This is a genomic window from Nostoc sp., from assembly GCF_036917095.1.
In the GTDB taxonomy this organism is placed as follows: Bacteria; Cyanobacteriota; Cyanobacteriia; order Cyanobacteriales; family Nostocaceae; genus Nostoc.
In genome coordinates, this window is record NZ_JBALFH010000056.1 from 37,095 (window position 1) to 49,525 (window position 12,431).

The following is a 12,431-nucleotide window of genomic DNA, read 5'->3' on the forward strand; positions in this document are numbered from 1 at the left end:
CCTTGAGGGTTTTGTTGAGGAAAACGTGCTGTTACAACATCCCCAAACTGTAAAGAACGAGTAGTCATTCCTCAACAATGACTACTCCTATTCCAGGAACATACTTGACAGGCAAACCCTTATCTAGTTCGCCGGGTTGCCAATCATAAGCTTCATAGCTACCCAAATTTGAAAAGTCGCTTTCTAGCCATCCTGCATCAGATTCTTCATTGACTACAGATAACTGAGATTCCTGACGATTCTCTTTTCGCCACTCTAGAAACTGTAAGAAATCTAGAACTTCCTGCTGTGCATTTTTTGGAAGGCGTTCTAGTTTCTCTAAAATCTTTTCTTTGAGAGAATCCATGCTTGCAGACACTATCTTTATTGAACAGTGTAACTCATAGCCTCTATCTTTCAGAATAGGCTTATCGTAAGTGATGACCGAATTGATTTTCTTCAAGCTCGATATCACTATTGAAATAGCACATAGCTAAAAGGCAGTATACGTCTACGATTCTTGACAAAGCTTATTTTACAAGATGTTACCCTACAGCAATCGCTGCTGCAACCCCTCTAGCGATCGCATTCCTTAACGCAGAAATTTACTGATAAATAAAAATTAATTGCGAACAAATATCACAATACAAAATTATTACTTTGGGGATCTAATAGGCAGAATAACCCACTAAAGCCTTAACCGATGTGTCTCCCGCGACGAAGTAAAAAAAGCATCACAAAAGCCTAGCAATATCTCTTATAGAAAAAAAGCAGATGCATGTTAATGTTTTAATCTCATTGACTTCCCTTCGCGCCTTTCCCTATGCATCTGCACTATTTACACCCCCAACACCTTGAAGAATTAGTCAAGAGTAGTGGTATAGACTTACACTTAGTGCAACTCAATTTTAGGTCACTCCAAGGCGTAACTGCTTATGAGTACCTATTGATTTCTGAGCTACTCCCTCGCACCAATACCGGAATGGTGAAAGCTGGATGGTTGCAGCGTTATGCTCATATCACTGAAGGTGGTTGGTGGTGTTCGGGGCTAGACCCTTTGAATAATTGGCAAATGATGGAATGGGGATGCTTTAAGCCAAACCAACCCCGGCAGAATCACAATGGTAAGTCCATCAAATACGAGCATCCGCCCAGCACGCCAACGCGAGTGTTTTGTTTGCGGGTAACCCTGCAAGTGTGGCAGCAAGTTGCTGGACGTTACAATCTGGTCATGCCTGACAATATCACCATTACTGCTGATGGTGAAGCTAGAGGCTTTTGGCAATGGGTGATGCAACATAACATTCCCCTCATTCTCTGCGAAGGTGTGAAGAAAGCAGCAACGCTGTTGACGCAAGGATATGTAGCTATTGCCATTCCCGGAATTACTAGCGGTTATCGGGTTGTTAAAGATGAATTTGGCAAAGTTACTCGTCGTCAGCTAATTCCTGACTTAGCAGCGTTTGCAATTACAAAGCGTAGCTTTTATATTTGCTTTGATTTTGAAACTCAACCTAAAACAATTGCTGCTGTAAATAATGCTATTTCTCAACTTGGTTGTTTATTCCAGCAAAAAAATTGCACTGTTAAAATTATCGAACTCCCAGGAATAGAAAAAGGAGTTGATGAGTTTATCGTTGCGAAAGGTGCAACTAGTTTCGAGAAAGTTTATCGCCAAAGTGTTGATTTAGAAATTTATCTTGCTCAAACCAAACCCCACACTGAGTTAACTATTCCTGCTGCACTCACCTTCAATCGCCCCTATATAAGCGAAATACCTTTCCCAACTTCTGGATTAGTCGGAGTCAAATCAGCAAAAGGAACAGGTAAAACTACAGCACTGCAAAGCGTTGTTCGGCAAGCAAAAATTAGAACTCAACCCGTTTTATTAATTACTCACAGAATTCTACTAGGAAGATTTTTGTGTGAAAAAATTGGTATTCAATGGGGAACACATAAAGAAGATGGGGATAAAAGGATTGATAAAACACTTACCCCCGCTCCTCCCATCCTTCGCTCACTCTCACCTCAGCAATCTCTTGGATTATGCGTTGATTCTATTTGGAAACTTAACCCTGAAAATTGGCGGGGAGCAATAGTAATTCTGGATGAAGTAGAGCAGTCTTTGTGGCATTTATTAAACAGTAATACTTGTAAATACAAACGTGTAAAAATATTAAAATTATTTCAGCAACTAATTTCCACAGTTTTAACAACTGGGGGGTTAGTAATTGCCCAAGATGCTGATTTATCAGATGTATCACTTGAATATCTACAGGGATTAGCAGGAATTAAGTTAACGCCTTGGGTAGTTCTCAACCAATGGAAACCTCAGCATGGTTGGGACGTAACTTTTTATGATTCGCCGAACCCAACACCGCTAATTCACCAACTGGAATTGGATTTACTTGCTGGACGTAAATGTTATGTTACTACCGATAGTCGCGCTGGACGTTACAGTTGTGAAACAATTGAACGTTATCTGAAAGAACGCTTACAAAAATTACGAAGGCAATTTCCCAAAACTTTGGTAGTTAGTAGCCACACTACAAACACACCTGGCCACGAAGCCGTTGATTTTATCGCAGCAATCAATCAAAAAATATCTGAATATGATGGCGTTTTTGTTACCCCTAGCCTTGGTACAGGAATTAGTATTGATGTCCAACATTTCGACCGAGTTTATGGCATTTTTCAAGGGGTAATTCCTGACTCGGAAGCAAGACAAGCATTAGCGAGAGTGCGAGATGATGTGCCGCGTGTTGTCTGGTGCGCTAAACGAGGTATTGGCTTAATTGGTAGTGGTAGTACAAATTATCGCTTGCTATCTGACTGGTATCAAGAAAATCAAAAAGAAAACTTAGCTTTGCTTAGTCCACTACATAAAATAGATGTCGATTTGCCTTTAGTTCATGACCCGATTCATTTGCGAACTTGGGCTAAGTTATCTGCACGGGTAAATGCTTCTATTCGCCTCTACCGTCAATCGATGCAAGATGGTTTAATTGCTGATGGGCATCAAATTCAGATGCGGAGTAATGCTGTTCACAATAATATTATTCGAGATTTACGCCTTGCGTTTTTGGCAACTGACGCTGATGATTTAGCTACCCGCAGAAGATTAATTTTAGAAATTGTCAAAGTTCAAAAAGATTGGGCGCAAAGCCGTCAAAAAGCTAAAGATATTAAACGCAAAATTAAAGAGATTAAGCAGCAAAATCAACTATCGGTAGCAACTGCTGTAGCTAATGCTAAAGATATCGATTATGTAGAATACGAGCAGCTATTAGTGAAGCATTCCCTGTCTGATGGAGAACGCAACCAAATCAATAAATATGTTCTTAGGCAAAGATATGGTGTAGAAGTTACTCCTTGGCTGAAATTGCAGGATGACCAAGGATATTATCGTCAACTGTTAATTCATTATTATCTAACTCACGAAAGCGAGTATTTTCACGTCAGAGATCAGCAAGAATGGCATCAGCAATTATCTTGGGGTGAAGGGAAAGTTTTTCTCCCAGATTTAAAAACTTACACGCTCAAAGTTGAGGCGATGAGAGCTTTGGGAATGCTTCAATTTCTCGAAGCAGAACGAGAGTTTACCGAGAGTAATCCAGATTTAATAATGCTTAAAAATATTGTTTTTCAGCATAGTAAGCATATCAAAAGAGCGCTTGGGATTAACTTAGTCGGGGAAAAAGAGCAGGTTTCAGCAATAAAAATACTCAGCCGACTGTTAAATTTGTTGGGCTTGAAACTAAAGCGGGTAAATGAGGTTTATCAAATCGACCTAGAAACGCTTTATGATGGCAGAGAGAAAATATTTGCAGTTTGGCATCAACGGGATGAGTTAATGTTGGCTCATGTTAAGAGTGTTGGCTATGAGTTGCCTAATTATTCTTCAGACTGGAAGCTTGGAATTATCCAACCCAAACCTTATGCCGCAGTAGTCAAGGAAGAGGTAAGGGAGACGAATGCAGTCGGGGCTTATACCCACGAATAATTTAAGGCATCCAATCTTTAAGATTTATTTGTTGCTCTGATAAGTAAGATTGCTTTAGAAAATCAAGATTGTGAGAACCTATTACAACCTTAACAAATGGAAGCGATCGCTATATCTTAACTTATGAACAGTAACACTCTTCTTTGGGCGAGATTGATGTTTAGTTTATTCTGCTATGTACTAGTTGGCTTCTTATTTGCCTTGACTCCACTTTGGGCTGACGCTTTTGGGATGAATGCGGCTCTAGCTAATGGCAAAGCTTTAGCTTTATCGAGAGTTAGTTTGATAGTTTTGGCTCTAACTTTAACTTGGAGTTTGGCTTGGAATCGGGTTGATGTTATGAGTTGGGCTGAAGGTTTTGGTTGGGCTTGGATCTTAACTTGGGGTGTAGGTTTAGTTTTAGGTTTGGTTATGGGTGGCGGAATAACCTTGACTCTAATTTGGGCAATAGTCGTGGGTATAGCTTGGTCTGGCGCTTGGAGTTTGGTTGGAGCAAAAAATCAATTACTCTTTTCTTTTAATCAGTTTTACACTGTGCTAATTTTGGTGGGAACCGCAGTTTTTGGCTTGGTTTTGGGAGGGTTAGGGCGTTTGATTATTTCACTAATGAGGACTTAGATTTAGGCGATGTTTGATGACAAGCCCAAAGTAACGGAAACGTCTCCAGCTTTCCGCTACGCATCTACGCCTTACCATTAGTCATAAACAATTATCCCAATTTCTAATTTGCCTTCACCCGCGCCTGCTTCACCATCGCAATTAGAGTTTGATGGGCATCTTCCGCATCAGCTAAAACACGATCGAACTGAATGCGAACTGGCACAGTTTCTCCATTCACTTGCGCTATCAAATCCATACCTTGTGCATCAATTGCCAGCATTTGCGCTGCGATTGCATCTGCGATCCCGCCAAAAGCCTTAGCATAAAGAACTATGGCATCAGCATGGTCGTCATTCATATGCTTGCAAATGCGCGAACTAATATCAGCAGAAAAATCTTTAGACATTGTGAGATTGAAAATAAGCAATACATTAACAGCTTAAATTTTAAGCTAACAACGCCAATGAAATTTGCTGATTTTCTTTCTTAGCACTCAAAATTATGCATAATACCCTATTTGTCATAAATTAATTTTATTTCTGAGAGAGTAATTAAATTAAAATAAAACTTATTCAGTATTTTTACCTTCCATTACGGAAACCAGACAGCTTAAACTGTAGCAGAAGTATTAGCCAAAACTATTGAAGCTAAGAGATAATGAGCGAAATTAGCCCCAGACGAATTGTAATTGGGGATGTGCATGGTCACTATGAAGGTTTGATGACATTGTTGGAGGCGATCGCCCCCACCTCAGACGATCGAGTCTATTTTCTGGGAGACTTAATCGATCGCGGCCCTCATAGTGCACAAGTAGTTAATTTTGTCAAGCGAAATAACTACTCATGTTTGCTGGGAAATCATGAGCAGATGTTATTAGACATTCTGACCAATGAAAGAACCTCATCCCCGACGATGCAAGCATGGCTGTACAGTGGAGGGCAAGCTACAGTAGCCAGTTACCACGAAGCTCCAATCCCTGACGATCATCTGGATTGGTTCAAGAGTTTGCCTACATATCTCGACTTGGGGGATATTTGGTTAACTCATGCTGGTGTTGACCCTTCCAAGTCGGTAGCAGAACAAACTGCCGATGAACTGTGCTGGATACGAGAGGAATTTCACAGCATTGAAAAACCCTACTTCCCAGATAAGCAAATTATTATCGGTCACACCATTACTTTTACTTTGCCGGGTGTTTCTCCTGGTAAACTGGCACAAGGAGAGGGATGGCTAGACATAGATACTGGCGCTTATCATCCCCGGAGTGGCTGGTTGACTGGACTGGATGTTACGAATAACTTGGTTTATCAAGTTAATATTTTTAAAAACTATGTGCGTACCTTGCCTTTAGAAGATGTAGCGATCAGAGTCGATCCAGCCAAAATCAAAGTCGATCGCCGCAATAAGAATTAAGCAATATTCGAGATGAGAGGGATGAAGGAGACAAGGGTAATAACCAAGCCCAATGCCCTCAAGACCCCACTAATGGTCGAATATTAGCTTTATAACTAGCCTTATCTAAGCCATAATTTCCCTTACTAGGTTGAGAGTTAATTGCACGTCTGAGGCCATCAATGCGATCGCTGGTTCCGGGGTGCGTACTCAAAAATGTCGGAGCAGAACCACCCTTTTTCAGCAGCTTTTGCATAAAGGAAACCATTGCAGACTGAGCATAACCACTACGTGTCAAAGTTCGTAATCCTCTTTCATCGGCTTCAAATTCATTGTTACGACTGCGTGGCAAATCTCGCGCTAACTGTACACCAATTTTCACCGCCGTATTCCGGTCTAAGCCAGCAGCTGTTAATAGACCACTTTGGAGCGCTTTTTGCTGCATCTGTTTGACTACGTGTTTTCCGCCAATGTGACCAATTTCATGGGCGAGTACACTTGCTAGTTCCGCTTCATTGTCTGCGGTTTTCAGCAAACCGGTGTGGACATAAACATAGCCACCCAAAGTAGCAAAAGCATTAATGGTGTCACTTTCAACTACCTGAAAGGTATATGGGAGATCGGGGCGATCGCTATTAGCTGCTAAACGCCGACCAACTTGTTCCACATAGCGATTAACTTCTGGATCGCGGTAAAGCCGCACTTCACTGCCGACTAATTCTTGATTAATCTGCTTACCCAGATCGACTTCCTGGCGAGGAGACATATTAGAAAGCTGAAATGCCTGAACTCCTTGGAGTAAAAGAGGCAAGAAATCTAAAGTTCTTCCGGGCAAGGGTGTACTCAGACACAGACTCAGGGCAACTACCACCGAAATTAAAGGATAAAACCAGCGACGCCGCCACACACGGTGATTTGCAACAAAACTTTTCCAGTTGAACATAATACGCTCTGAAGATTATTTTGGGAGAACATAAAATGATGGGACAAATTATGAGACGGATTTAGAGTATTCTATGTTGCATTCTAAACTCAAGACCAAAGGAGTTGTTATACAGCTAATGTTTAGGCAAATCTACCGAATTGCCTAAACATTAGAGATTCCCTCTAGAGATAGGCTTAACCACTAGATATTAATTTTTGGGTGCGTTAGTCTTAACTGGCAAAACTTTGAGGGTTAGCTGCCACCCTTGCGAACTTACGAACTCGTGATAGACTGTCGCATAACTGCAACGCCCAGCCGTTTTGAGTTATTACCAAATAGGGAAAATTGCTATTCCCACTGAAAACCTTCTTGCTACAATCAATTACTTCGCTATTACCTCGGAAAAGTTTTTATGGCTATTTTAGATTCAAAAGGTCGTTTGTTCGGCAAAATCAACCTCTTAGATTTAGGTGCTGCGCTGGTAATTCTGCTAGTTATATTTGGCATCTTTGTCTTTCCTGGCACTTCTGGTTCTGTTGCCCAAGTCGGTGCAAAAACAATACCCATAGAAGTAGACTTAGTAGTTCGTGGTTTGAATGTCCGTGACCCCGAACAATTATTCGATAAAGGATTAAAAAAAGGCGGGAAAACTAATGTGATTATCCGCAATCAACCCTATGGGCAGATTGAGATTAAATCCATTCAACAGTTACCTAGAACAATCAATGTTTCCCAACCTGATGGTACTGTTAAAGAATTACCAGATCCAAAAACCAACAATTTTAGTACGGATTTACTTATGACTTTAGACGGTAAAGCCCAGGTCACTGACAATGGGCCAGTTTTGGGTAACAGCAAAGTTAAAATTGGAATGCCATTTGAGTTGGAAGGCTTTAACTACAACTTCAATGCAACTGTTATTGATATCAGATTAAAAGACAAATAACATTCAAATTTCCGTTTTCAAAAAATAGGCTGATAAACCGAATTTTATATAATTTACAAAAACTCGGTTTATCAGATTAGTCAATTGAGTTAAAACTACTTTCGAGATTTCGCTTCAAACATTAAATACGTTCCTCCTAACCCTTCTACAATTGTGCGTGTATTGGCAATCATCATTTTCTGATAAGTGTCCGCCTCGCTTCCGGGTTCGCCAAGTCCCTCAGCATACAACTTCCTGTCAGAAATTTTCACGTCAGCTTCTTTGGCTACAGATTGAAGCAAATTAGGGTTAATTGTCGCCTCAGAAAAAACTGTTGACACTTTAGCCTGTTTAATATTTGTAGCCAAATTTTTCACTCTTGCATCTGTCAGGTTTTCGTCAGGACTAATATTTTGTAATCCACCTACTAATGGAATCCCGTATGCTTTGGAATAATAATTCAGTGCATCAGAGGTTGTAACTAACTTGCGTTCTTTGGTAGGAATACTGGCAATTCTTGACTTAATCCAGCTATCTAGTTGAGTAAGTTCATTGGCGATCTTTTTGGTATTGCTGGTATAAACCTCTGCATTACTAGATTCTAATTTTATCAGGTTACTATTAATTACCTCCACCATCCCGATCGCATTCTTGGTATTGAGCCAAAGATGAGGATCGAGCGCTTTCTTACCGCCTTTTTGAAATTTTTGTTGCTTAGACATCGCAACTTGTCCGACGGCTATTTTCCGTGCAGTGCTTTTAGTCGCTTTAATTAATTTGATCGAATTTGGTTCTAAATTATAGCCATTATAGAGAATAAGATTAGCTTGCTCAATGGCTCTACGATCTTCCGGCTTTGGTTTATAAAATTGGGGGTTGGCTGTAGGGGGAATTAAGCAGGTGAGGTTAACTGTATCCCCCGCAACCTGTTTAGTTAAGTCACATAATACACTTGTAGTTGCTACAATTTTGGGAAGATTCTCATTTACCTGGGTGGTAGTCTGAGTGAATGCGGTTCTTGCAGTTTGATTCCCACACCCAACAAATCCAATTGTCAAGGCAACAAGAATAGCTCGAAAGGAATTAGTTGATGGTAATTTTTTTGACATCCTCAACTCCTACTGGATGTATTGAAATAATCATTATCAGTAACGGATTTAGTGAAATACCAGGGAGAAGCCTTCAACAAAGAAGAGGTTAAAGGTTAAGGGAGGACGGGTAAACCTTCGGCTGGGAAAATTATAAAAGTTAAGGGAAGAGAAATTAATAGACTCTTTCCTTTCCCACTTTCCCTTTTCCCAGAAAACATCCAGCAATTTTTGCTTGGCGAACCACTAGTGAGGTTTTTGCAGGCAAAATGTTAGTTAACTTCACGCGACAGACAGGAAAACTGGTAGATGCAAGAGCACAATAATCAAGGCGATGCTGGGGAGCCTTCGGTAAGGAGTGTAGTGTAGTTCTCTCACCGTCTGTTGAAGAGGCTATGCCATTGTGCTTACATGCCACAAAGGTCGCAAATTGACTAAGACGATCGGGTTAAGGAGTGGAACGTAGTAATGCTGGGGCTTATTGAGCATACGGGTTGATTTCGCAAACCGAGTCGTGAATCTAAGGCAATTGTAGCTGTGGTTGTGCGAGGTGTGAGCATATGCTTGTTACAAAATTGGCAATTGGCGATTTTTTAGCCATCAGCCTTTGTTACACTAATTTCCATCTACTAAAATCCTTTCAATAGCGCTCAGAGCATCATCTAACTGCTCTTTATTACCATAATCCCGGCTGTACTTTTTGCCATAATTTTTATCCTTTAGTTTCTTCATCATTAAATAAGAGCCAAGTCCAGTATATAGAACAATTCTTCAAAGCTAATATTGGTGAAGATAAACAATGGTAATTTTAGTCATCCTCACTAACACCCTCATTTCGCTGATACTACTCTATGTGACTTGGCGGGTGTGGCAACTCAAGCAGCAACTAGCATACATAGCAGATAGGTTAACTGTCTATGAAAGTTGCACCCATGTAGCATTGAATAAAGCGCCCGAAAATATTTATCTCAGCCAGGAGAATATTTATAACTTACGGCAGAAAAATCAAGTGCTACAAATGCAAATCCAACAAGTGCGGCAAATTATCAGTCTACTTTTGCTAGGACGGCAAATCTGGCAGCGTTATTTTCGGAGGCTAGAGTTAACGTCCGGGAAAAGAACTGTTGCAAAATAAGTTATGTCAGGATTGCATGAACATTTATAATTAGGGCTGATGTCAGGACACTGGGACGTGGAGACACAATAGAGAAGTCTAAACGCCGATTTGGGACTTAGAAGCCCGCCAGAAGGCTTATCAGAGGCATAAAAACTTTGGGAGACAGGGGGAGTTTTTAATTACAAGTAATTAATGGTTTTGATATTTAATGAATAAAAGCAACATTTATGGCTGATATTTTGTCACATAGATTAACTGGATAAAATTGGTGGAGTCTTACAAGGAGAGAAAACCCACCTAAAATGGGTGTAAGGAGAGAAACAACAAGATGTCTAATAACCGTTCTGGAGTATTTATTGGCGGTTTGATGCTGGGAGCTACCATCGGTGCTTTGACCGGTTTGCTCGTGGCTCCACGCACAGGGCGCGAAACGCGTAAAATTTTGAAAAAATCTGCCAATGCTATCCCAGAATTGGCAGAAGATTTATCAACGAGTGTGCAAATCCAGGCAGATCGACTCTCTGCCAGCGCACTGCGAAACTGGGATGAGACTTTAGATAGATTACGGGAAGCGATCGCAGCAGGTGTAGATGCCAGTCAGAGGGAAAGCCAAGTCTTAAAGCGGCAAACACCTGTTGAAGACTCAGATTCTCTTCCCCAGCAATTAGAACGCTCATAAATGACATAACCGTGATTGACCCCCTGTTTTGGTTGGGACTTTCCTTACTCTTAGTTGCCACAAGTTTGACTGCGGTTTTAGTGGCGGCAATACCGGCTTTGCAGGAGTTGGCACGCGCTGCTCGCAGTGCAGAAAAGCTATTTGATACACTCTCACGAGATTTACCGCCTACTCTAGAAGCTATCCGTGTGACTGGTTTGGAAATCACTGACTTAACAGATGATGTCAGTGAAGGTGTGAAAAGTGCTAATCAGGTCGTGAAGCAAGTCGATCAAAGCCTTGATAGTGCAAGAAAACAGGCTCAAAATCTGCAAGTAGGTACGCGCAGCGTCTTTATTGGCGCGAAAGCTGCTTGGAGAAACTTCACGCGCCAAAAACCCGCGAGGCGAACAAGCGATCGCTTGCCAAGCAATGAAAAACCACCACTCACGTTGCGAGAACGAGAAGTGCTCAGGCAAGAAAATCGCCGGATCAAAGCAGAAGTGTACCGTGCTAATGACGGTTACAACGACGCTGCTAGCTGGGAAACAAATTTTGATGACGAAGATTGACCAAAAAAAGGGCATGAGGCATTGCTTATCTCCCTTGTTGCGGTGTCAAAACGTGAAAGTTAATTATGGAGCTATAGCTCTATGCTGCAAATCAAACCCAAGATGACAGCGCAAAGGTTCTCACGTGTTGAATTCGCAAAAAGTCACTATCACTGGAAACGACAGTCAAATTATTTTGCAGTGCAATAGCAGCTATCCAAAGGTCATTTTCATCAAAACCCAAATCAACAATTTTAATTTTTCGTCGCTTATTTTTATCTTTAGGTGCAAACTGATTGAATAAAGCTGCTTTAATTTGACCGTAAATTGTTGCTGTTTCTTCAGTTATATGGTATACACGGATGTCTTATAAAAACTCTGTCAAGCGAGCCAGATTATTTTCCTTGCGTTGAGATTTTTCCATCATGAATGTCAGTTCACCCTGTACAATTACGCAAGTGGCAATGTTATTTTCTCCAACTTCTTTCACGCGACGGATAACATTTGGTTCGCCTAAAATAATGGCACTACAATGATTTGTATCGAGTAAATACATTATTCAAATAGGTTTTCGTCATCAAATTTAGCTTGACCACGAGTAGCATATACTGCTTGAAGACATTCTTCAAAGTCGTCACCTTCCCAAGTGCCAGCGTGTCGAAGGATGGAGCGCCCCGAAGCAGGACGGTATGTAAGTTGTTCTTGATTGCTAGAAGTTTCTGTAGAATCGCTTAAAGTGATAGGTTCAAGCCTACCTCGTTCCAACTCCTTTTTTATATAGTTAACCTTAATAGAACGGATCGAATCGAGTGCTTCTGTTAGCAACTCCGGCCGTAAAGTTTCTATTTCTTGGATTAATAATTCTTTGTTAGTCATCTCTCACCTCTAATAATTTACTTTTATTGTATGGGGAACTCCGCTATGGCTTAGTCAACTTTGAGTTGTTAAAAACTTTGAGGAGGCTAATGACGTTTACCTCCTACTCCTCTGCCCAGCCACAATTATCATTTTTATTAAGGATTTTTTAAGTATTTAAACTGATTGACAAAATATGTCTTATATAATAAGGCTATTTTCCACTCCCAAAAACGCTTTGCTTTGATCCCTTAGATTAGAGTAAAGTAAACAAGTGTAAAGAACTATCACTTTTCCAGTACTCTTTTAAAACAACTTGTTTACTTTTACCGTTGATA

Annotated in this window: 12 protein-coding genes and 1 pseudogene; 7 read left to right on the forward strand and 6 right to left on the reverse strand. The window is 40.7% G+C overall.

The window, feature by feature from the left end; genetic code table 11:
• Window positions 1-64: 64 nt before the first annotated feature.
• Window positions 65-358 (reverse strand): DUF2281 domain-containing protein, encoded by a 294-nt coding sequence (locus V7L01_RS32960; RefSeq protein WP_335042518.1) that lies wholly within the window; start codon window positions 356-358, stop codon window positions 65-67.
• A gap of 444 nt (window positions 359-802) precedes the next feature.
• Here V7L01_RS32960 and V7L01_RS32965 point away from each other — a divergent pair, with 444 nt between their 5' ends.
• Window positions 803-3,982, forward strand: a complete 3,180-nt coding sequence (locus V7L01_RS32965) for a plasmid replication protein, CyRepA1 family (protein WP_335042519.1) — start codon at window positions 803-805, stop codon at window positions 3,980-3,982.
• Between the two features lie 123 nt (window positions 3,983-4,105).
• Window positions 4,106-4,600, forward strand: a complete 495-nt coding sequence (locus tag V7L01_RS32970) for a hypothetical protein (RefSeq protein WP_335042520.1) — start codon at window positions 4,106-4,108, stop codon at window positions 4,598-4,600.
• A 103-nt stretch (window positions 4,601-4,703) separates the two neighbouring features.
• On the opposite strand, the gene V7L01_RS32975 is transcribed toward V7L01_RS32970, so the two are convergent.
• Window positions 4,704-4,988 carry a DUF2470 domain-containing protein gene (locus tag V7L01_RS32975; protein ID WP_335042521.1) on the reverse strand — a complete coding sequence of 95 codons (285 nt, stop codon included), beginning with the start codon at window positions 4,986-4,988 and terminating at the stop codon, window positions 4,704-4,706.
• A gap of 251 nt (window positions 4,989-5,239) precedes the next feature.
• On the opposite strand from V7L01_RS32975, the gene V7L01_RS32980 reads away from it, so the two are divergent.
• Complete coding sequence (locus V7L01_RS32980) at window positions 5,240-5,995, forward strand: metallophosphoesterase family protein (protein ID WP_335042522.1); 756 nt, start codon at window positions 5,240-5,242, stop codon at window positions 5,993-5,995.
• Between the two features lie 58 nt (window positions 5,996-6,053).
• On the opposite strand, the gene V7L01_RS32985 is transcribed toward V7L01_RS32980, so the two are convergent.
• Window positions 6,054-6,917 (reverse strand): M48 family metallopeptidase, encoded by an 864-nt coding sequence (locus V7L01_RS32985; RefSeq protein ID WP_335042523.1) that lies wholly within the window; start codon window positions 6,915-6,917, stop codon window positions 6,054-6,056.
• Window positions 6,918-7,311: 394 nt separating this feature from the next.
• Here V7L01_RS32985 and V7L01_RS32990 point away from each other — a divergent pair, with 394 nt between their 5' ends.
• A complete protein-coding gene (locus V7L01_RS32990; protein ID WP_335042524.1) occupies window positions 7,312-7,845 on the forward strand; it encodes a DUF4330 domain-containing protein in 534 nt (177 codons plus the stop codon).
• 95 nt (window positions 7,846-7,940) lie between these two features.
• Here V7L01_RS32990 and V7L01_RS32995 read toward each other — a convergent pair whose 3' ends face one another.
• Window positions 7,941-8,933, reverse strand: a complete 993-nt coding sequence (locus V7L01_RS32995) for a metal ABC transporter solute-binding protein, Zn/Mn family (RefSeq protein WP_335042525.1) — start codon at window positions 8,931-8,933, stop codon at window positions 7,941-7,943.
• A gap of 778 nt (window positions 8,934-9,711) precedes the next feature.
• Here V7L01_RS32995 and V7L01_RS33000 point away from each other — a divergent pair.
• The 3 genes from V7L01_RS33000 (at window position 9,712) to V7L01_RS33010 (ending at window position 11,259) form a co-directional block, all read left to right on the forward strand.
• The gene (locus V7L01_RS33000) at window positions 9,712-10,047 is read left to right on the forward strand and encodes a hypothetical protein (RefSeq protein ID WP_335042526.1); all 336 of its coding nucleotides are present in this window, start codon (window positions 9,712-9,714) and stop codon (window positions 10,045-10,047) included.
• Between the two features lie 310 nt (window positions 10,048-10,357).
• Window positions 10,358-10,708: a YtxH domain-containing protein gene (locus V7L01_RS33005; RefSeq protein ID WP_335042527.1), complete on the forward strand. Its 351-nt coding sequence runs from the start codon at window positions 10,358-10,360 to the stop codon at window positions 10,706-10,708.
• An 11-nt stretch (window positions 10,709-10,719) separates the two neighbouring features.
• Window positions 10,720-11,259 carry a DUF948 domain-containing protein gene (locus V7L01_RS33010; RefSeq protein WP_335042529.1) on the forward strand — a complete coding sequence of 180 codons (540 nt, stop codon included), beginning with the start codon at window positions 10,720-10,722 and terminating at the stop codon, window positions 11,257-11,259.
• A gap of 91 nt (window positions 11,260-11,350) precedes the next feature.
• Here V7L01_RS33010 and V7L01_RS33015 read toward each other — a convergent pair.
• A pseudogene (locus V7L01_RS33015) lies at window positions 11,351-11,794 on the reverse strand (PIN domain-containing protein).
• Window positions 11,794-12,114: a DUF2281 domain-containing protein gene (locus V7L01_RS33020; RefSeq protein ID WP_335042531.1), complete on the reverse strand. Its 321-nt coding sequence runs from the start codon at window positions 12,112-12,114 to the stop codon at window positions 11,794-11,796. The pseudogene V7L01_RS33015 and the gene V7L01_RS33020 overlap by 1 nt, the downstream one beginning before the upstream one ends.
• Window positions 12,115-12,431 lie beyond the last annotated feature (317 nt).